The 19026-nt window shown below is 68.9% G+C and carries 20 protein-coding genes and 1 tRNA gene; 18 read left to right on the forward strand and 3 right to left on the reverse strand.

Annotated features, from left to right (window positions below):
* Window positions 1-121 precede the first annotated feature (121 nt).
* The gene (aspS, locus tag E5S66_RS03745) at window positions 122-1888 is read left to right on the forward strand and encodes an aspartate--tRNA ligase (protein WP_138347597.1); all 1767 of its coding nucleotides are present in this window, start codon (window positions 122-124) and stop codon (window positions 1886-1888) included.
* 118 nt (window positions 1889-2006) lie between these two features.
* A complete protein-coding gene (locus E5S66_RS03750) occupies window positions 2007-2525 on the forward strand; it encodes a GNAT family N-acetyltransferase (protein ID WP_138347599.1) in 519 nt (172 codons plus the stop codon).
* A gap of 33 nt (window positions 2526-2558) precedes the next feature.
* Here E5S66_RS03750 and E5S66_RS03755 read toward each other — a convergent pair whose 3' ends face one another.
* Window positions 2559-3671, reverse strand: coding sequence for a metallophosphoesterase (locus E5S66_RS03755; protein ID WP_425472159.1), 1113 nt, complete (start codon window positions 3669-3671; stop codon window positions 2559-2561).
* A 160-nt stretch (window positions 3672-3831) separates the two neighbouring features.
* Here E5S66_RS03755 and E5S66_RS03760 point away from each other — a divergent pair, with 160 nt between their 5' ends.
* From E5S66_RS03760 to E5S66_RS03835, 16 genes are all read left to right on the forward strand, one after another.
* Complete coding sequence (locus E5S66_RS03760) at window positions 3832-4551, forward strand: YebC/PmpR family DNA-binding transcriptional regulator (RefSeq protein WP_138347603.1); 720 nt, start codon at window positions 3832-3834, stop codon at window positions 4549-4551.
* 25 nt (window positions 4552-4576) lie between these two features.
* Window positions 4577-5152 carry a crossover junction endodeoxyribonuclease RuvC gene (gene ruvC / locus E5S66_RS03765; RefSeq protein WP_138347604.1) on the forward strand — a complete coding sequence of 192 codons (576 nt, stop codon included), beginning with the start codon at window positions 4577-4579 and terminating at the stop codon, window positions 5150-5152.
* The gene (ruvA, locus tag E5S66_RS03770) at window positions 5149-5736 is read left to right on the forward strand and encodes a Holliday junction branch migration protein RuvA (RefSeq protein ID WP_138347606.1); all 588 of its coding nucleotides are present in this window, start codon (window positions 5149-5151) and stop codon (window positions 5734-5736) included. Before ruvC ends, ruvA begins: the two co-directional genes overlap by 4 nt.
* Before the next feature lie 35 nt (window positions 5737-5771).
* Window positions 5772-7685 (forward strand): potassium transporter Kup, encoded by a 1914-nt coding sequence (locus E5S66_RS03775; protein ID WP_138347608.1) that lies wholly within the window; start codon window positions 5772-5774, stop codon window positions 7683-7685.
* 42 nt (window positions 7686-7727) lie between these two features.
* Window positions 7728-8732 (forward strand): LLM class flavin-dependent oxidoreductase, encoded by a 1005-nt coding sequence (locus E5S66_RS03780; protein ID WP_138347610.1) that lies wholly within the window; start codon window positions 7728-7730, stop codon window positions 8730-8732.
* 32 nt (window positions 8733-8764) lie between these two features.
* Window positions 8765-9802, forward strand: coding sequence for a Holliday junction branch migration DNA helicase RuvB (gene ruvB, locus E5S66_RS03785; RefSeq protein WP_138347611.1), 1038 nt, complete (start codon window positions 8765-8767; stop codon window positions 9800-9802).
* A gap of 22 nt (window positions 9803-9824) precedes the next feature.
* Window positions 9825-10274, forward strand: coding sequence for a tol-pal system-associated acyl-CoA thioesterase (gene ybgC / locus E5S66_RS03790; protein ID WP_138347613.1), 450 nt, complete (start codon window positions 9825-9827; stop codon window positions 10272-10274).
* Between the two features lie 14 nt (window positions 10275-10288).
* Window positions 10289-11062, forward strand: a complete 774-nt coding sequence (gene tolQ / locus E5S66_RS03795) for a protein TolQ (protein WP_138347845.1) — start codon at window positions 10289-10291, stop codon at window positions 11060-11062.
* A 7-nt stretch (window positions 11063-11069) separates the two neighbouring features.
* On the forward strand, window positions 11070-11507 hold the full coding sequence (gene tolR, locus E5S66_RS03800) for a protein TolR (protein ID WP_138347615.1): 438 nt from the start codon (window positions 11070-11072) through the stop codon (window positions 11505-11507).
* A gap of 10 nt (window positions 11508-11517) precedes the next feature.
* Complete coding sequence (gene tolA, locus E5S66_RS03805; protein ID WP_246037118.1) at window positions 11518-12417, forward strand: cell envelope integrity protein TolA; 900 nt, start codon at window positions 11518-11520, stop codon at window positions 12415-12417.
* 113 nt (window positions 12418-12530) lie between these two features.
* Window positions 12531-13832, forward strand: a complete 1302-nt coding sequence (gene tolB / locus E5S66_RS03810; protein ID WP_138347617.1) for a Tol-Pal system beta propeller repeat protein TolB — start codon at window positions 12531-12533, stop codon at window positions 13830-13832.
* Between the two features lie 101 nt (window positions 13833-13933).
* Window positions 13934-14446, forward strand: a complete 513-nt coding sequence (gene pal / locus E5S66_RS03815) for a peptidoglycan-associated lipoprotein Pal (RefSeq protein ID WP_083960935.1) — start codon at window positions 13934-13936, stop codon at window positions 14444-14446.
* The gene (gene ybgF, locus E5S66_RS03820; RefSeq protein WP_138347619.1) at window positions 14446-15213 is read left to right on the forward strand and encodes a tol-pal system protein YbgF; all 768 of its coding nucleotides are present in this window, start codon (window positions 14446-14448) and stop codon (window positions 15211-15213) included. Before pal ends, ybgF begins: the two co-directional genes overlap by 1 nt.
* A gap of 9 nt (window positions 15214-15222) precedes the next feature.
* On the forward strand, window positions 15223-15909 hold the full coding sequence (queE, locus tag E5S66_RS03825) for a 7-carboxy-7-deazaguanine synthase QueE (protein ID WP_138347621.1): 687 nt from the start codon (window positions 15223-15225) through the stop codon (window positions 15907-15909).
* A 2-nt stretch (window positions 15910-15911) separates the two neighbouring features.
* Window positions 15912-16613, forward strand: a complete 702-nt coding sequence (gene queC / locus E5S66_RS03830) for a 7-cyano-7-deazaguanine synthase QueC (protein WP_138347623.1) — start codon at window positions 15912-15914, stop codon at window positions 16611-16613.
* A gap of 38 nt (window positions 16614-16651) precedes the next feature.
* Window positions 16652-16727 (forward strand) — tRNA-Lys (locus tag E5S66_RS03835).
* Window positions 16728-16748: 21 nt separating this feature from the next.
* Here the strand turns inward: E5S66_RS03835 and E5S66_RS03840 are convergent.
* Both E5S66_RS03840 and E5S66_RS03845 read right to left on the reverse strand, forming a co-directional pair.
* Window positions 16749-17693, reverse strand: a complete 945-nt coding sequence (locus E5S66_RS03840; protein ID WP_138347625.1) for a ribokinase — start codon at window positions 17691-17693, stop codon at window positions 16749-16751.
* A 2-nt stretch (window positions 17694-17695) separates the two neighbouring features.
* Window positions 17696-18976, reverse strand: coding sequence for a nucleoside permease (locus E5S66_RS03845; RefSeq protein WP_138347627.1), 1281 nt, complete (start codon window positions 18974-18976; stop codon window positions 17696-17698).
* Window positions 18977-19026 lie beyond the last annotated feature (50 nt).

A 19026-nucleotide genomic window follows, 5' to 3' on the forward strand; every position in this document is an offset into this window, starting at 1 on the left:
GCCGCCGGATGCCCGCCCCCGCCTCGTCCGCGCCATTCCGCCTTGCCGATCCCGCCCATCGGCTAAAATACCCGGCTTCGCGCAGGCCCGACGCCCGCGCGCCCGCGTCCCCGGAGTTCCCATGCGTACCCATTTCTGCGGCCTGATCGACGACGCGTTGATCGGCCAGACCGTCACCCTGTGCGGCTGGGCCGACGTCGCCCGCAACATGGGCCAGATCGTGTTCATCGACCTGCGTGACCACGAGGGCATCGTGCAGGTCGTGGCCGAGCCTGCCGACATCGACGGCAACGCCGACATGCTGGCCGCCGCCGCGGCGGTGGGTTACGAGGACTGCCTGCGCATCACCGGCACCGTGCGCCGTCGCCAGTCGGTCAACGACAGGATCAAGACCGGCCAGGTGGAAGTGGTGGCCACGCGCATCGAGCTGCTGAACAAGGCCGAGCCGCTGCCGTTCCACCACCACGAGAACCCGGGCGAGGACATCCGCCTGAAGTACCGCTACCTCGACCTGCGCAGCCCCGAGATGCAGCGCAAGATGCGCACCCGCACCAGGCTGGTCAGCGCGCTGCGCCATTACCTGGACGCGCGCGGCTTCCAGGACATCGAGACCCCGATCCTGACCAAGGCCACCCCGGAAGGCGCGCGCGACTTCCTGGTGCCGGCGCGCATGCATCCCGGCGAGTTCTACGCGCTGCCGCAGAGCCCGCAGCTGTTCAAGCAGATCCTGATGATGGCGGGCTTCGACCGCTACTACCAGATCGCCCGCTGCTTCCGCGACGAGGCCCTGCGCGCGGACCGCCAGCTGGAATTCACCCAGCTCGACATGGAATTCGCGTGGGTGGCCGAGCGCGACGTGCAGGACCTGACCGAGGACATGGTGCGGCATGTGTTCCGCGAGGTGGTTGGCGTCGAGCTGGCCGCGCAGTTCCCGCGCATGACCTGGGCGGAAGCAATGCGCCGCTACGGCTCCGATAAACCCGATCTGCGCATCGCGCTGGAGCTGGTGGACGTGGCCGAACTGGTGAAGGACTGCGAATTCGCGGTGTTCACCAGCGCCGCCAACGATCCGAACGGCCGCGTCGCCGCGCTGCGCATCCCCGGCGGCGCGGCCCTGTCGCGCAAGCAGATCGACGAATACGCAGCGCATGCCGCCAAGTACGGCGCCAAGGGCCTCGCGTACGCGAAGATCGACGAGGCCGGTGCGGTCAATTCGCCGGTCGCCAAGTTCTTCGCCGAGGGTGCGTTCGAGACCGTGCTCAGGCACGTCGGCGCCGGCAATGGCGACCTCGTGTTCTTCGGCGCGGGCGGCTATAACAAGGTGTCCGACTTCATGGGTGCGGTGCGGCTGAAGGCCGGCAAGGACTTCAACCTCGTCGCCGAGGGCTGGGCGCCGCTGTGGGTCACCGACTTCCCGATGTTCGAATGGGACGAGGAGGAGCAGCGCTTTGTTGCCCTGCATCATCCCTTCACCGCGCCGGCGGTGGATTCGATCGACGACCTGCGCGCCAACGCCCGCACCGCGGTCAGCCGTGGCTACGACATGGTGCTCAACGGCAACGAGATCGGCGGCGGTTCCATCCGCATCCATCGCCCGCAGATGCAGGCGGCGGTGTTCGACCTGCTGGGCATCGGTGCCGACGAGCAGCGCGCCAAGTTCGGCTTCCTGCTGGACGCTCTGAAGTACGGCGCGCCGCCGCACGGCGGCATCGCCTTCGGCATCGACCGCATCGCCGCGCTGATGGCGGGCAGCGACTCGATCCGCGACGTGATCGCGTTCCCGAAGACCACCGGCGCACAGTGCCTGATGACCGATGCGCCGTCGCCGATCGCGGACGCGCAGCTGGCCGAAGTGCACGTGCAGGTCAGAGCGCGAAACGACGCTTGAGATAGCTCCCTCCCCTGCGCGCAGGGGAGGATCGGGGAGGGGTAAGCCGATGCAGCGAAACGACGACAGAGCGAACCCCCTCCCGGCCTCCCCCTGCGCGCAGGGGGAGGGGGAAAGCATGATCCCCATCCGCCGCGCCACACTCCTCGATGCCGCAACGCTGGCGGAGCTGGGCGCGGCGACCTTTGTGGAAACCTTCGGCCATCTGTACACACCCGAAGACCTGCAGGCCTTCCTCGACGAAAGCCATACCGTCGAGGCCTACGCCAAGACGCTGGCGAACCCGGACTACGCGCTGTGGCTGGCCGAGCTGGACGGCCGCGCCATCGGCTATGCGCAGGCCGGTCCCTGCGGCTTGCCGCATGCCGACGTGCGCCCGCAGGATGGCGAACTCAAGCGTCTGTATATCCGCGCCGACGTGCAGAACAGCGGCAGCGGCCGCGCGCTGATGGATGCGGCGATGGCATGGCTGCTGCGCGACGGCCCGCGCACGCTGTGGCTGTCGGTGTGGTCGGAGAACCTCGGCGCGCAGCGCTTCTACGCGCGCTACGGCTTCGCCTTCGCCGGCGAATACGAGTTCATCGTCGGTGCGCAGCGCGACCGCGAGTTCATGTACCGGCGGCCTGCGCAGGCTTGACTTCGCAACCGCCGGCGGGCCATGCGGAGAGGCTCAGTCCTGGTCGCGCGGGACTTCCTGCAGCGCCGGCAGCGCCTCCCGACGGCCATCCAGCAGGCCACGGCTGAGCCGATCGCCCTCGATGAACAGCAGCTGCCCGGTCTTGCCGCGCTTGAGCCCGCCGTCGATGGCGATCACCCTGCCGCCGTGGAAGCTGGCTACCTCGCCGATGGTGGTGTGGCCGACGACGATCCGTGCGACGCCCAGCCTCGCCGCCAGCGCCTGCACCGCCGGCGTATCGAGTTGGCCGTCGAAGTAGCCGCGATACCAGATCGGGCTGGTCTTGTGGTCGTACAGCGGCGCGAGCGCGGGATCGGCTTCGATCTGCTTGCGCGGCGTGCCGAGGCTGTGCTGGTAGGCAGCGTTGGTGGTTGCCATCGCATCGACCAGGCCTGTGTCCTGCGGCGCAATGCCGCCGTGCAGGAACAGCGTATCGCCCAGCCGCAGCAGCACCGGGCGCGTGCGCAGCCACTGCCCCAGTACCGAATCGGCGGCGTACAGCGCGTCATAACTGCGCCCCAGCAGGCGGGCGTTGTCGATCAGCGCCGGGTGCACGTAATGGGTGCTGCCGTACAGCGCCATCGTTTCGTGGTTGCCCAGCAGGAAATGCACGGCGCCGCCGGCAGCACGCGCCTGCTGCTGCAACTGGAACAGCAGCCACAGGATTTCAGTCACATCCTCGCCGCGGTCGAACACGTCGCCGGCCACCACCAGGTGATCGCGTCCGGCGTTCCAGCGGTCGCCTCCGTCGATCACCCGGTGGGCCCGCAGCAGCTGCGCCAACAACGCGTACCGGCCGTGGATGTCGGACACCGCGATGATCCGCGCGCCCGCCGGCAATGGCATCTCGCCCGCGTCGATCCGCGCCGGGATCGCCACTGCGTGCGGATAGCCGCAGCGCGGCTTGACGACGGCGCCGTCGCGCGCCGGCAGGCGGCTGCGCACCACCTTGCCGCCGCACACCCACAGCGCGTCCAGCTGGTTGCCCGCGGCATGGAAGACGTAGGGGCCGTCGCCAGCGATCGCGGCGAACGGCGGCGTCGGCCCGGTGGCGGCGCAGGCACCGATGAGCACCGCCAGCCCGCCCGGCAGCAGGCAGCGGCGCAGGACGGTGAGGAGGGGTTGGAAACGGGCGGCCATGCGGCTGTTCGGCGGGAGCGTGCGGCACGGTACGACGGGACATGTTAAGCGGCGCCTGAGATTAGGGCGCGCAGTTGGATCAGCCGCCGTATAATCCGCGGCTTCGCATTTCCGGCCGGATATTGTCATGGGACGTGGCCCTTCCATCGAAGCCCGCAAGAACGCGCAGGACGCGCAGCGCGGCAAGATCTTCACCAAGGTGATCCGCGAGATTTCGGTGGCGGCGCGCGCCGGCGGGGGCGACCCGCACACCAATCCGCGGCTGCGCTCGGCGATCGACAAGGGCCTGGCGGTCAACATGACCAAGGACGTGATCGAGCGCGCCATCAAGAAGGCCACCGGCGAGCTGGAAGGCGTGGTCTACGAGGAGATCCGCTACGAAGGTTACGGCGCGGGCGGGGTGGCGGTGATCGTCGACTGCCTGACCGACAACCGCGTGCGCACCGTGGCCGACGTCCGCCACGCCTTCGGCAAGTTCGGCGGCAACCTCGGCACCGAGGGCTCGGTGTCCTTCATGTTCCACAAGGTCGGCGTGCTCAGCTACGACGCCGGCGCGAACGAGGACGCGATCACCGAAGCCGCCATCGAGGCTGGCGCTGACGACGTGGTGGTTTATCCGGAAGACGGCGCCATCGACGTGCTGACCTCGCCAGAGGCCTTTGCCGGCGTCAAGGCGGCGATGGCGGCGGCCGGGCTGGCGCCGGGCTTCGCCGAAGTGACCATGCGCGCGGACAACGATTCGCCGGTGGAAGGCGAAACCGCCGAGCAGGTGCAGAAGCTGCTGCGCTGGCTGGAAGACATGGATGACGTCCAGGACGTCTATTCCAACGCGGCCGGCCTTGGCTGAGCCTGCCCGCCGCGGCGCTACCCACATGGTTTCCGATCTGCATTCCGGGGTTACGCGCGCGGCGACGGTCAGGGTGCTGGGGATCGACCCCGGCTCGCAGCGCACCGGCGTGGGCATCATCGATGTCGCCGCCGACGGCAGGATCACCCATGTGCACCACCAGCCGCTGGTGCTGCTGGACGCCGAATCCTTCCCGCTGCGCCTGCGCAAGTTGCTGGACGGACTGTGGGCGCTGATCGAGCAGTACCGGCCGGACGAGGTCGGGGTGGAGCAGGTGTTCCTGTCCAACAACGCGATGAGCGCGCTCAAGCTGGGCCAGGCGCGCGGCGCGGCAATTGCCGCCTGCGTGGCCCGCGACCTGCCGGTAAGCGAATATGCGGCCAAGGAAATCAAGCTGGCGCTGGTCGGCAGCGGCGGCGCCGACAAGCTGCAGGTGCAGCACATGGTTGGCGCGATGCTGGGCCTGACCGGCAAGCTGCAGGCCGATGCCGCCGACGCGCTGGCGGTGGCGATCACCCATGCCCACGTGCGCGCCAGTGCGCAGCGCCTGGGCGTGGCCGCGCGCGAGGCGTGGGGACGCAAGGGCAGGGGGCGGCGATGATCGGACGATTGAAGGGCATCCTGATCCACAAGGCGCCGCCGTGGCTGGTGGTTGACGTGCACGGCGTCGGCTACGAGCTGGAAGCGCCGATGAGCACGTTCTACGACCTGCCGGAGGTGGGCCGCGAGGTGTTCCTGTTCACCCACTACGCTACGAGGGAAGACAGCGTCTCGCTGTACGGCTTCCTGCGCGAATCCGAGCGGCGGCTGTTCCGCGACGTGCAGAAGGTCTCCGGCATCGGCGCGAAAATCGCGCTGGCGGTGCTTTCCGGCGTGTCGGTAAACGACTTCGCGCGACTGGTGCAGACCTCCGACGTGACCGCGCTGACCCGCATCCCCGGCATCGGCAAGAAGACCGCCGAGCGGATGGTGGTGGAACTGCGCGACCGTGCGGCCGACCTTGCCGGCGGCCCGATCACGGCCAGCTCCGGTCTGCCGGGCGATCCGCTGTCCGAGGCCATCACCGCGCTGCAGGCGCTGGGCTACAAGCCGGCCGAAGCGGAACGCATGGCGAAGAAGGCCGCGACCGACGGCGACGCCGCCGAAACCATCATCCGCAAGGCGCTGCAGTCGGCGCTGCGCTGAGCCTGCGCCACCCCCGCCTTTCCCTGCGAGCATCCATGAGCACACCCGCACCGTCGTCGCCTGCGCATGGCGTCCACTCCGGCAAGGCCGCAGGGCTGGCGCTGGTGGTGGGCGCCATCGGCGTCGTCTTCGGCGACATCGGCACCAGCCCGCTGTACACGCTGAAAGAGGCGTTCTCGCCGCACTACGGCCTGCGCAACGACCACGACACCGTGCTGGGCGTGCTGTCGCTGGCGTTCTGGGCGCTGAACATCGTGGTCACGCTGAAGTACGTGACCATCATCATGCGCGCCGACAACGACGGCGAGGGCGGGATCATGGCGCTGATGGCGCTGGCCCAGCGCACCCTGCGCAAGGGCTCGCGCTCGGCCTACGTGGTCGGCATCCTCGGCATCTTCGGTGCGTCGCTGTTCTTCGGCGACGGCGTCATCACTCCCGCCATCACCGTGATGGGCGCGGTGGAAGGGCTGGAAGTGGCGGCGCCCGGGCTGGGGCGCTTCGTGGTGCCGATCGCGCTGGTGGTGCTGGCGGGGCTGTTCGCCGCGCAGCGCTTCGGCACGGAGCGCGTGGGCAAGGTGTTCGGCCCGGTGATGGTGATCTGGTTCGTGGCGCTGGCGGCAATCGGCGTATGGAACGTGGTGGCCGCCCCCGAGGTGCTGAAGGCGTTCAACCCGTGGTGGGGCGCGCGCTTCTTCGTCGAGCATGGCTGGCACGGCGTGTTCATCCTCGGCGCGGTGGTGCTGGCGGTCACCGGCGGCGAGGCGCTGTACGCCGACATGGGCCATTTCGGTGCGCCGCCGATCCGCCACGGCTGGTACTTCTTCGTGCTGCCCTGCCTGATGCTGAACTACCTCGGCCAGGGTGCGGTGGTGCTGCAGCGCCCCGGCGCGGTATCCAACCCGTTCTACGAAGCGGTGCCGGAGTGGGCGCTGTATCCGATGATCGTGCTGGCGACGATGGCGGCGGTGATCGCCTCGCAGTCGGTCATCACCGGCGCGTTCTCGGTGTCGCGGCAGGCGATGCAGCTGGGTTACATCCCGCGCATGCGGATCAAGCACACCTCGCACGACACCATCGGCCAGATCTACATCCCCGGCATCAACTGGGGCCTGGCATTGCTGGTGTTCGGGCTGGTGCTGGCGTTCCGCAGCTCGTCCAATCTGGCGGTGGCCTACGGCATCTCGGTGTCGGCGACGATGCTGATCGACACCCTGCTGCTGGCGCTGGTGGCACGCATGCTGTGGCCGCGCGCGCGCTACTGGATCGTGGCGCTGTGCCTGGGCTTCCTGGTGGTGGACGTGGCCTTCGTGGCCGCCAACGGCGCCAAGCTGCTGCAGGGCGCGTGGTTCCCGGTGGTGCTGGGCATCGTGCTGTTCACCGTGATGCGCACCTGGCGGCGCGGCCGCGAGCTGCTCAACGCCGAGATCCACAAGGAAGGCATCCGCCTGGACACCTTCCTGCCCGGGCTGATGCTGGCGCCGCCGGTGCGGGTGCCGGGCACCGCGGTGTTCCTGACCGCAAGCCCGGACGTGGTGCCGCATGCGCTGCTGCACAACCTCAAGCACAACAAGGTGCTGCACGAGCGTAACGTGTTCCTGACCGTGGAGACGCTGACCGTGCCGTACGCGCCGCAGGAGCGGCGGATGAAGATCGACCCCATCGCCGGCGACGATTTCCACCGGGTGATCATCCGCTACGGTTTCATGGAGACGCCGGACGTGCCGCTGGCGCTGATGCGCAGCTGCGACCAGTGCGATCTGGTCTTCAATCCGATGGACACCACCTATTTCGTCAGCCGCGAGAGCATCGTCGCCGCCCGCCGCCGCGGCATGCCGGTCTGGCGCGACAAGCTGTTCGCGTTCCTGCACCGCAACGCCGCCCCTGCCACCACGTTCTTCCGCATCCCCGGCAACCGGCTGGTGGAGCTGGGCGCGCAGGTGGAAATCTGAGCCGGGCTTGATTCCGGCCGCCTGAGTCGGCATCTGTAGGGGATGAGCCCGCCCATCCCGTACTCCCTGCTCGACCTGGCCCCGGTCTGCGAAGGCGGCACCGCCGCGCAGGCCTTCGCCAACACGCTTGATCTCGCCCGCCACGCCGAAGCGCTGGGCTACACCCGCTTCTGGCTGGCCGAGCACCACAACATGCCCGGCATCGCCAGCGCCGCTACCGCGGTGCTGATCGGCCATGTCGCCGCCGGCACCTCCAGCATCCGGGTCGGTGCGGGCGGGGTGATGCTGCCGAATTCCGCGCCGCTGCAGGTGGCCGAGCAGTTCGGCACGCTGGCCGCGCTGTTCCCCGGGCGCATCGATCTCGGGCTTGGCCGCGCGCCAGGCACCGACCAGGCGACCGCGCGCGCGCTGCGCCGCTACCACGACGGCGCCGAGGCGTTCCCGCAGGACGTGCAGGAGCTGTTGCACTACTTCCAGCCGGTGCAGCCCGGCCAGGCCGTGCAGGCGGTGCCGGGCGCGGGTCTGGAGGTGCCGGTGTGGATCCTCGGTTCCAGCCTGTTCGGCGCGCGGCTGGCGGCGGCGCTGGGCCTGCCCTATGCCTTCGCCTCGCATTTTGCGCCAGCGGCGATGACCGAGGCGCTGGCCATCTACCACCGCGATTTCCGCCCCTCGGCGCAGCTCAGGCAGCCTTACGCGATGCTGGCGCTGAACGTGGTCGGCGCCGACACCCGCGCGGAGGCGCGCCGGTTGTTCACCACCCTGCAGCAGACCTTCGTGCGGCTGCGTCGCGGCGAGGTCGGGCTGGTGCCGCCGCCGATAGATGACATCGAGGCGTTCTGGTCGCCGGCGGAGAAGGCGATGGTCGAGCAGGCACTTGCCTGCAGCGTGGTGGGCGACGCCGCCGACCTGCGCGAGGGCATCGCCGCGTTCATCGACCGCCACCGTCCGGACGAGCTGATGCTGACCGGCAACATCTTCGACCACGCCGCGCGGCTGCATTCGTTCGCGCTGGCCAGCAACGCTTTCGCGGGGGGCGGGCCCGCGTAGGCCGGTACCGCCGCCCGTGCGATCATGGGGCCATGAGTGAAGACCGCATCATCGCCCCCGGCGCCAGCCGCGAAGACGAAGCGCTGGAAGCCAGCATCCGCCCGAAACGACTGGATGAATACCTCGGCCAGCAGCCGGTGCGCGAGCAGATGCAGATCTACATCGAGGCGGCCAAGGGTCGCGGCGAGGCGCTCGACCACGTGCTGATCTTCGGCCCGCCGGGGCTGGGCAAGACCACGCTCAGCCACGTCATCGCCAACGAGCTGGGCGTCAACCTGCGGGTCACTTCCGGGCCGGTGATCGAGAAGGCCGGCGACCTGGCCGCGCTGCTGACCAACCTGCAGCCGTTTGATGTGCTGTTCGTCGATGAAATCCACCGCCTGTCGCCGGTGGTCGAGGAAATCCTCTACCCGGCGATGGAGGACTGCCAGATCGACATCATGATCGGCGAGGGCCCGGCCGCGCGCTCGATCAAGCTCGACCTGCCGCCGTTCACCCTGATCGGCGCCACCACCCGCGCCGGCCTGCTGACCGCGCCGCTGCGCGACCGCTTCGGCATCGTCCAGCGGCTGGAGTTCTACTCGGCCGACGAACTGGCGCGGATCGTGCGCCGCTCCGCGCAGATCCTCGGCATCGCCTGCGACGCCGAAGGCGCCGGCGAGCTGGCACGGCGCTCGCGCGGCACCCCGCGCATCGCCAACCGGCTGCTGCGACGGGTGCGCGACTACGCGCAGGTCAAGGGCGACGGCACGATCGATACAGCCACCGCGCGCGCGGCGATGGACATGCTCAAAGTCGATCCGGAAGGCTTCGACGAGCTCGACCGGCGCATGCTGGGCATCATCATCGACGCCTTCGACGGCGGCCCGGTGGGGGTGGAATCGCTGGCCGCAGCGCTCTCGGAAGAGCGCGGCACGCTGGAAGACGTGATCGAGCCCTACCTGATCCAGCAGGGCTTCCTGGTGCGCACCGCGCGCGGCCGCATGGCCACGCCGAAGGCTTACCGGCACCTCGGCTTCAAGCCGAAGGCAGGAACGCCGGGGCTGTTCGAGGAAAGGGGGTCAGAGTGAGTTTTTCGACGAGGAGTCTGGAATGACCGGAAATTCCGGGCCCAGAACCCACTCTGACCCTCTTTCCTTTTCCTGGCCGGTGCGCGTGTACTGGGAAGATACCGACGCCGGTGGCGTGGTCTACCACGCGCAGTACCTCGCCTTCATGGAGCGCGCGCGCAGCGAATGGCTGCGCGACATCGGCCTGCATCAGCATTCACTCAAGCGCGAGGCCGATGTCGTCTTCGTGGTGCGCGCGATGGACGTGGACTTCCGCGCCCCGGCCCGGCTGGACGATCAGCTGTCGGTCAGCGTGCGCCTGCTGGAATGCCGGGGCGCCAGCTTCGTGATGGTGCAGAGGATCGAACGCGACGGCGCGCTGCTGGTCGAAGCCAAGGTCAAGATCGCCGCGCTGCGCGCATCGAGCTTTCGCCCGTGCCCGCTGCCGGATTTCCTCTCATCGCAACTCAAACTGCTGTTGGAGACCCCTTGATGCCCGCATCGATGATGCTGCAGTCGCTGCCGCAGGCGCTGCCCGATACCGCAGCCGCCGGCACCGTGGAACTGGCCGAGACCGGCGCGCAGGCCGCCGCCGCCCAGGGCAACCAGGGCATCGACATCCTGCAGCTGGTCCTGCACGCCAGCCTGCCGGTGCAGCTGGTGATGCTGTTGCTGCTGCTGGCGTCAGTGGCTTCGTGGGTGATTATCTTGCGCAAGAAGCGGGTGCTGGACCGCGCCGAGCGCGAGGCCGACCGCTTCGAGGAAAGCTTCTGGTCAGGCACCGAGCTGGCCAAGCTCTACGCCTCGGCGACCGAACGCCACCGCAGCGTCGAAGGCCTGGAGGCGATCTTCGAGGCCGGCATGCGCGAGTTCAACCGCATCCGCCAGCGCCGCGGCGTCGATGCGCGGATGCAACTGGAAGGTGCGCAGCGCGGCATGCGCGCGGCCACTTCGCGCGAGCTGGATGGGCTGGAGCGCAACCTCGAGTTCCTTGCCAACGTCGGTTCGATCAGTCCCTACGTCGGCCTGTTCGGCACCGTCTGGGGCATCATGATTTCGTTCCAGGGCCTGGCCAGCATGAAGGAGGCGACGATCGCGACGGTCGCGCCGGGCATCTCCGAGGCGCTGGTCGCCACCGCGATGGGCCTGTTCGCCGCGATCCCGGCGGTGTGGGCCTACAACCGCTTCGCCACCCGCGCCGAGCGCATGGCGGTGCGCTACGAGACCTTCGGCGAGGAGTTCTCCTCGATCCTGCAGCGCCAGACCCACGGCGACGACTGAGGCGCGCATGGCCACATCCACCCGCCGCACGCGCAAGCGCAGGCTAAAGGCCGAGATCAACGTCGTTCCCTATATCGACGTGATGCTGGTGCTGCTGATCATCTTCATGGTCACCGCGCCGCTGCTCAACGTGGGCGTGGACGTCAACCTGCCGCAGGCCGACGCCAAGACGCTGGAGCAGAAGAAAAAGCAGCCGGTGGTGGTGCAGGTGCGCAAGGATGGTTCGCTGACGCTGACCTACGAGGGCGTGGACCAGCCGCAGGCCGTGGATGCGCAACAGCTGGTGGCGAAGGTGCGTGCGTTCGTGGAGGCCGATCCGGAGCTGGCGGTGTACGTGGCCGGCGACCGCGAGGTCAGCTACCAGTCCGTCTACGAAATCCTGTCGCTGCTGCAGCGCGATGCCAAGGTCTCGCGCGCCGGGCTGATGGGCGAACCGAAGCCGTGACGGGTCGCGGGTGAAGCAGACGCGCGCCGACACCTGGACCGCCGTCGCGCAGGCACTGGGCCTGCACGTGCTGCTGTTCGCGCTGATGTTCGCCGGGTTGCGCTGGTCGCAGCACAACGTGGCCGAAGCCGCGCAGGGCGACCCCATCGAAGCCGACCTGGTGGCGGTATCCGATCTCAGCGCCTCCATGCAGCGTGCGCTGCGGCGCGCACCGAAGGCGCTGCCCGCGCCGCCGCCGGCGCCCGACAAGATGGAACCGCTGCCCGAGCCGGTGGCGGAGGAAATGCCGCCACCGCCGCAGCCGAAAGCACTGCCGCCGCCGGTGCCGGAGCCCGCACCGGTGGAACAGGAGAAAGTGCAGCGCGATGCGCCTTCGCCGCAGGTCGCAAAGGTGCCGCGCGAGCAGGAGCAGAAGCGCCGGCAGCCCGATCAGGCCGAGCTGGACGCGAACAAGCAGGCCGAACAGGAACGCGAGAAGCAGCGGCAGCTGGCTGAAATCCGCAGGCTGCGCGAGCAGGCCGCGCGCGAGCGCAGCATGGCCGAACAGCGCGCGCAGCAGCTGGCGGATGCGCGCACGCCCGGCACCTCGACCGCGCCGCCGCCGCCCGGCAACCGCGGCACCGATCCGGGCCTGCAGGCCAAATACGCCGCCGCGCTGCAGCAGGCGATCCTGCGCCAGTGGATCCGTCCGGAAACCGTGGCGCTGGGTCAGCGCTGCCGCATCTCGATCCGCCAGCTGCAGGGCGGCGAGGTGGTCGATGTCGCGATCTCCTCGTCCTGCCCGTACGACGCGGCGGGCCGGCAGTCGGTGGAACGCGCCATCTACAAGGCCTCGCCGCTGCCCTATGCCGGCTTCGAAACGGTGTTCAACCGCAACCTCGACTTGAACTTCGTGGCGGAAGATCGCTGATCCTCACCGCGGCATGCACACCTGGGTGGCAAGCTTCCGCAGTCCGCTGGCGTTCATCCAGCCGTCGCCCGCATCGTCCAACCTATTCCCCTTGTTCCTGCCCGTGAGGCCGCATGAAGCGTATCGCCCGCCGCCTGCTCGTCCCGCTGCTGTTGTTGCCCGTCTGTACGGTGCTGGCGCAATCGCGCAGCCTTGAAATCGACATCGTCGGCGGCAATGCCGCGGCCCTGCCGATCACGGTGGTGCCGTTTGGCGGCAACTGTGGCGATACCGACGTGGGTGGGGTGGTGCGCGCCGATCTGGGCCGTTCCGGCCAGTTCCGCAGCCCCGACCCGGCCAGCCTGCCGGAGCGCCCCACCCAGGGCAGCGAGGTGGCGTATCCCACCTGGCGCATGCTCAAGCAGGACTATCTGCTGATTGGTCGCTGCGTGGCCGGTGGCGACGGTTACCGCACCGAATACGAATTGTTCGACATCGCCAAGCAGGAGCGCCTGCTCGGTTTCGCGTTGAGCGCACCGGCCGGCGCCATGCGCGATGTTGCCCACCAGATCAGCGACGCGGTGTACGAGAAGATCCTCGGCGTGCCGGGCGCGTTCTGGACCCGGATTGCCTACGTCACCGCCAGCGGACTGGGCCGCAGCACCCGCTACGCGCTGGTGGTGGCGGATTCCGACGGCTACAACCCGCGCACCGTGGTCAATTCCACCGAACCGCTGCTGTCGCCGTCGTGGAGCCCGGACGGGCGCAAGCTGGCCTACGTCAGTTTCGAAGGCGGCAATTCCGGCATCTGGGTCCAGGACATCGCCAGCGGCAGCCGCGACAAACTCACCAGCTTCCGCGGCATCAACGGTGCGCCGGCGTTCTCGCCGGACGGCGCGCGCATGGCCATGACCCTGTCCAAGGGCGGCAATCCCGACATTTACGTGATGGATCTGGGCAGCAAGCATCTGACCCAGCTCACCAACCATTTCGGCATCGACACCGAGCCCACTTGGAGCCATGACGGCGCCAGCCTCTACTTCACCTCCGACCGCGGCGGTCGCCCGCAGGTCTACCAGATGCCGGCCAGCGGCGGCAGCGCCAGCCGCGTCAGTTTCGACGGCAGCTACAACGCCAGCCCGTCGCTGTCGTTCGACGGCAAGAAGCTGGCCACCGCGCAGGGTGCCGGCAACACCTACCGCATCGCATTGATGGATCGCAGCACCGGCAGCGCGCGCTGGAGCATGCTTTCGCCGGGCTCGCTGGACGAATCGCCGAGCTTCGCGCCGAACGGGGCGATGCTGCTGTACGCCGCCCGCGAAGGCAGCCGCGGCGTGCTCTACGCGGTGTCCGCCGACGGTCGCGTGCGCCAGCGCCTGAGCCTGGGTGGGGGCGACGTGCGCGAGCCCGCGTGGTCGCCGTACCGCAAGCGCTGACTCACGGCACTGTCACGCCGGAAAGGGCTAGACTGCCTGTTCATCTTCAGCTTCACCGTACCCAAGACGAGGACACTCCGATGACTGTTTCGCTTTCGCACATGGGCCGCCTGCTGACCCTGGCCGTGCTCGCTTCCGCCGTGGCGGTGGGCTGCTCGAAGAAGGTCAAGGAAACCCCGCCGGCGGACACCCCGGTCGATACCGGCGCCACCACCGCCCCGGTCACCAGCACCGCCCCCGGCGCCTACACTCCCGCCGACCTCGACAGTGACGCCTGCCTGCGCCAGCGGGTGGTGTACTTCGATCTCGACCAGGACGCGCTGAAGCCGGAGTTCCAGGCCGCGATGGGCTGCCACGCCAAGTACCTGCGCGACCGCCCGAGCGCGCGCCTGCGCCTGGAAGGCAGCGCCGACGAGCGCGGCAGCCGCGAGTACAACATGGGCCTGGGCGAGCGTCGCGGCAACGCGGTGTCGTCCGCGCTGCAGGCCAACGGTGGCGGCGCCAGCCAGCTCACCGTGATCAGCTACGGCGAAGAGCGCCCGGTCTGCAACGACTCCGGCGAAGACTGCTGGTCGAAGAACCGTCGCGTCGAACTGGTCTACAGCGAGAAGTGATGCGTCCGGCGATCCTGTTGCCGCTGGTGGCGATGCTCTTGGCATCGCCGCTGGCCATGGCCCAGCGTGCCAGCCTGGCCGACCGCGTCGCGGCGCTTGAAGCCCGCGGCGCCGGCGACCAGAACGGCGTCGCGCTGGTCAACCAGGTGTCCGCGCTGCAGGCGGAAGTGCAGGCGCTGCGCGGCCAGCTCGAAGAACTGCAGCAGCAGCTTGAACAGGCCAGGCAGAGCCAGCGCGTGCAGTACCTGGACCTGAGCGGTCGGCTGGACCGGCTGGAGGGCGGCGCCCCGGCGCCGGCCTCGGCGTCACAGCCCGGCGAGCCGGTGGCGGTCGCCAAGCCGCCAGTGGCACTGCCTGCGCCGCCGGTTGCGGTGGCGCAGGACGAGCAGGGCGCCTACGCCCATGCCTTCGAAGCGCTCAAGAACGGCGACTACGTCGAGTCGGCGCGCCGCCTGCGCGACTTCCTCGCCGCCCATCCGGCCGGCCAACTGGCCCCGAACGCGATCTACTGGCTGGGCGAGAGTTATTACGTCACCCAGAACTACGCGCTGGCCGCCGACCAGTTCCGCGCGCTGCTGGACCGCTATCCGGCCAACGACAAGGCGCCGGGCGCGCTGCTCAAACTGGGCCTGGCCCAATCCGGGCTGCGCCAGAACGAGGCCGCGATGGCCACGCTGCGGCAGGTGGCCCAGCGTTATCCGGGCAGCGACGCTGCCCGCATCGCCGACGACCGCCTGCGCTCGATGCAGCTGGCCGGCAACCGCTAAAATGTCCGCATGAACGCCGTTGCCGATGCGGCCGCCGCATCGGCGGCAGGCCAGACCGAGCGCCTCAAGCTCACCGAAATCTTCCTGTCGCTGCAGGGCGAAGCCCGCGATGCCGGCTGGCCCACCGTGTTCGTGCGCCTGACCGGCTGCCCCCTGCGTTGCCAGTACTGCGATACCGCCTACGCCTTCCACGGCGGGCAATGGTGGGAGATCGACGCCATCCTTGCCGAAGTGGCCCGCCTCGGCGCGCGCCATGTCTGCGTCACCGGCGGCGAGCCGCTGGCGCAGAAGCGCTGCCTGCAGCTGTTGGAAAGACTTTGCGACGCGGGATACGTGGTCTCGCTGGAAACATCGGGTGCGCTCGACATCTCCGGCGTCGATCCGCGCGTCTCGCGCGTGCTGGACATCAAGACACCGGGCTCGGGCGAGGTGGCGCGCAACTTGTGGAGCAACCTGCCGCTGCTGACCGCGAACGACCAGGTCAAGTTCGTGATCTGCTCGCGCGAGGACTACGACTGGGCCAAGGGCGTGCTGGCCGACCACCCGCTGCAACAGCGCTGCGACGTGCTGTTCTCACCCAGCGCCGCGCAGGTCGGCGCGCGCGAACTGGCCGACTGGATCGTGGCCGACCGGTTGCCGGTACGCTTCCAGATGCAGCTGCACAAGCTGCTGTGGAACGACGAGCCGGGGAGATAGACATGAGCAAACCCGCAGTCGTGCTGGTCTCCGGCGGCATGGATTCCGCCGTCGTCCTCGCCCTTGCCAAGGAGGCCGGGTTCGCCCCGCACGCCCTGAGCGTGCGCTACGGCCAGCGCCATACCTCCGAGCTGGACGCCTCCGCGCGCGTGGCGCGATCGCTCGGGGCGGTCGTCCACAAGACCGTCAACGTGGACCTGCGCAGCATCGGCGGCTCGGCGCTGACCGACGAGGACATCCAGGTGCCCACCGATGCCGACGGCCACGTGATCGGGCAGGGCATCCCGTCCACCTACGTGCCGGCGCGCAACACCATCATGCTGTCGGTGGCGCTGGGCTGGGCCGAGGTGCTGGGCAGCACCGACCTGTTCTGCGGTGTCAATGCGGTGGACTATTCCGGCTATCCGGACTGCCGACCGGAGTTCATCGCCGGCTTCGAGGCGCTGGCCAACCTGGCCACCAAGGCCGGCGTCGAAGGCAGCCGCTTCCGCGTGCATGCGCCGCTGATGCGGATGAGCAAGGCCGACATCGCCCGCGAGGGCCTGCGCCTGGGCGTGGATTTCGCGCAGACGGTGAGCTGCTACCAGGCCGATGCCGATGGCCGCGCCTGCGGCCACTGCGACGCCTGCCGCCTGCGTGCGCAGGGCTTCGCCGAAGCGGGCCTCGTCGATCCCACCCGCTACGCCGGCGCCGGCATCGGTTAGAATGCGCGCCCCGGTGCAATGCCGGGCGATCCTTTCGTGGGCCGTTAGCTCAGTCGGTAGAGCATCGGACTTTTAATCCGCTGGTCGATGGTTCGAATCCATCACGGCCCACCATTCTCGAAGCTCATCCGACGATCAGACTGTCAGGCGCGGCATCGCCAGCGCTGCGCCTTCCTGTTCGGTCGAGCGCGCGGCGTAGCGGCTGGCGAAGCGGACGTGTTCGATGAAAGCGGAATCCGGTCGCTGCGCCAGCGCGGCGGCCAGCGCGCCGTTGAAGGCATCGCCGGCACCGGTGGTGTCGATCGCCTGCGCGGGCTCGGCGGGGACGCGATAGCAAATAGCGGTGTCGCCGCGCGGCACCGCTTCGGCATGCGAGACGAAGCAGCCGCTGGCACCGAGGGTGACGATGACGCTGCCGTGCGGCAGCAGTTCGCGGCACAGCGCGTGCAGGCGCGGCTGGTCGAGGCTGGCCACCGCATCGGCTTCGATCCGCTCGCCCACGTGACGGCCGACCAGCGCGGCGAATTCGGTTTCGTTCGGGGTCAGGATGTCGGCCCGCACCAGCATGGTTTCGTCGATGGCGACGTTGGCTGGCGCCGGGTTGAGCATCGCAGTGGCGCGGGCGGCACGGCCGGCATCCAACGCCTGCGCGATCGCGCCCAGCGGCGACTCCAGCTGCGCCAGCAGCACATCCGCAGCGGTCACATCGGCGAGTGCGTCGGCAACGTGGCCGGGCGCCAGCGCGGCATTCGCGCCGGCGCCGATCACGATGCAGTTGCGGCCCTGTGCATCGACGTAGATGCCGGCGGTGCCGGTGGGATCGGCCACCACCGCCGCGCGCAGGTCGATGCCGTCATTGCTGCAAAGCGTGCGCGCCAGCTGCGCGCCGAGGTCTTCGCCCAGCGCGCAAACGAAGCGCGTTTCCACGCCGGCGCGGCGGGCGGCGATGGCCTGATTGAAACCCTTGCCGCCGGGGCCGGTGGCGTAGCTGCCGGACAGGGTGGCGCCAGGCGCCGGCAGCGCGGCCACCCGCCAGACGTGGTCGACATTGAACGAACCGACGACGAGGACCCGCCCCATGCTCAGGGATTGCCCACGTCGGCCGGGCCGTGCGCCGGCACCACCTTGTGCGGGTCGTGGCGGTGCTTGAACAGCGGCACGAAGGTGACGGCCATCGCCAGTGCATACAGTGCGAACGCGGTCCAGATGCCCTGCCAGTCCTTGATGCCGTCGGCGCTGGTGAAGAAACGGTCGATCACGAAGCCCGCAACCAGACTGCCCAGCACCGCGCCGATTCCGTTGGTCATCAGCATGTACAGACCCTGCGCGCTGGCGCGGATCTTCGGGTCGGCCTGCTGTTCGACGAACAGCGAGCCGGAGATGTTGAAGAAGTCGAAGGCCATGCCGTAGACGATGCAGCTCAGCACGATCATCCACAGGCCGGGGCCCGGGTCGCCATAGGCGAACAGGCCGAAGCGCAGGAACCACGCCAGCATGCTGATCGTCATCACCGTCTTGATGCCGAAACGCTTGAGGAAGAACGGGATGGTGAGGATGAACAGGGTTTCGCTGATCTGCGAAATCGACATGATGATGGCGGGGTAGCGCACCGCCAGCGTGTCCTTGTAGGCATCGACGTTGGCGAAGTCGTGCAGGAAGGTGTCGCCATAGGCGTTGGTGAGCTGCAGCGCCGCGCCCAACAGCATCGCGAACACGAAGAACACCGCCATGTTGCGGTCGCGGAACAGCCGGAACGAGGACAGCCCCAGCACGTCCACCAGCGAGCGGCTGCTGCTGTCGCGGCCCAGCGTGGGCGGGCAGGGCGGCAGGGTGAAGGCGTACAGGCCCAGCACCAGCGCGGCGGCGGAAGCGATGTAGAACTGGCCGGGCGAGGTCTCCAGCTTCAGCAGGCTGGTGGTCCACAGGGCGGCGATGAAGCCCACCGTGCCCCAGACGCGGATCGGCGGATAGTCGCGCACCACGTCCAGGCCCTCGCGCTTGAGCGCGTTGTAGGCCACCGCGATCGCCAGCGAGATGGTCGGCATGTAGCAGATCATCGTCGCCAGCATCACCCAGAACATGGTGTGCGGGTCGTCGACCTGTGGCACGCAGGCCAGCATTACCGCGCCGGCCAGGTGCAGCGCACCGTAGAGTTTCTGCGCGCTGATCCAGCGGTCGGCCACCACGCCCATCAGCGCCGGCATGAACAGCGCCGAGATGCCCATGGTCGAGAAGATCGCGCCGAAGCTGGTTCCCGACCACTGTTTGTGCTGGAACCAGTACGCGCCGATGGTGATCAGCCACGCCCCCCAGATGAAGAACTGGAGGAAGTTCATGATGGTCAGGCGCAGCTTCAGGCTCACACAGGCTCCCGGGCCAGGCGGCTGGGATGCGCCTGCAGCGCGCAGGTTAG

The organism is Thermomonas fusca (genome assembly GCF_005862345.1).
Taxonomy (GTDB): Bacteria; Pseudomonadota; Gammaproteobacteria; order Xanthomonadales; family Xanthomonadaceae; genus Thermomonas; species Thermomonas fusca.

What these genes read in the sequence shown, in the direction of transcription:
- aspS (WP_138347597.1), top strand. Translation starts at nt 122, where the DNA reads ATGCGTACCCATTTCTGCGGCCTGATCGACGACGCGTTGATCGGCCAG.
- E5S66_RS03750 (WP_138347599.1), top strand. Translation starts at nt 2,007, where the DNA reads ATGATCCCCATCCGCCGCGCCACACTCCTCGATGCCGCAACGCTGGCG.
- E5S66_RS03760 (WP_138347603.1), top strand. Translation starts at nt 3,832, where the DNA reads ATGGGACGTGGCCCTTCCATCGAAGCCCGCAAGAACGCGCAGGACGCG.
- ruvC (WP_138347604.1), top strand. Translation starts at nt 4,577, where the DNA reads ATGGTTTCCGATCTGCATTCCGGGGTTACGCGCGCGGCGACGGTCAGG.
- ruvA (WP_138347606.1), top strand. Translation starts at nt 5,149, where the DNA reads ATGATCGGACGATTGAAGGGCATCCTGATCCACAAGGCGCCGCCGTGG.
- E5S66_RS03775 (WP_138347608.1), top strand. Translation starts at nt 5,772, where the DNA reads ATGAGCACACCCGCACCGTCGTCGCCTGCGCATGGCGTCCACTCCGGC.
- E5S66_RS03780 (WP_138347610.1), top strand. Translation starts at nt 7,728, where the DNA reads ATGAGCCCGCCCATCCCGTACTCCCTGCTCGACCTGGCCCCGGTCTGC.
- ruvB (WP_138347611.1), top strand. Translation starts at nt 8,765, where the DNA reads ATGAGTGAAGACCGCATCATCGCCCCCGGCGCCAGCCGCGAAGACGAA.
- ybgC (WP_138347613.1), top strand. Translation starts at nt 9,825, where the DNA reads ATGACCGGAAATTCCGGGCCCAGAACCCACTCTGACCCTCTTTCCTTT.
- tolQ (WP_138347845.1), top strand. Translation starts at nt 10,289, where the DNA reads ATGCTGCAGTCGCTGCCGCAGGCGCTGCCCGATACCGCAGCCGCCGGC.
- tolR (WP_138347615.1), top strand. Translation starts at nt 11,070, where the DNA reads ATGGCCACATCCACCCGCCGCACGCGCAAGCGCAGGCTAAAGGCCGAG.
- tolB (WP_138347617.1), top strand. Translation starts at nt 12,531, where the DNA reads ATGAAGCGTATCGCCCGCCGCCTGCTCGTCCCGCTGCTGTTGTTGCCC.
- pal (WP_083960935.1), top strand. Translation starts at nt 13,934, where the DNA reads ATGGGCCGCCTGCTGACCCTGGCCGTGCTCGCTTCCGCCGTGGCGGTG.
- ybgF (WP_138347619.1), top strand. Translation starts at nt 14,446, where the DNA reads ATGCGTCCGGCGATCCTGTTGCCGCTGGTGGCGATGCTCTTGGCATCG.
- queE (WP_138347621.1), top strand. Translation starts at nt 15,223, where the DNA reads ATGAACGCCGTTGCCGATGCGGCCGCCGCATCGGCGGCAGGCCAGACC.
- queC (WP_138347623.1), top strand. Translation starts at nt 15,912, where the DNA reads ATGAGCAAACCCGCAGTCGTGCTGGTCTCCGGCGGCATGGATTCCGCC.
- E5S66_RS03840 (WP_138347625.1), bottom strand. Translation starts at nt 17,693, where the DNA reads ATGGGGCGGGTCCTCGTCGTCGGTTCGTTCAATGTCGACCACGTCTGG.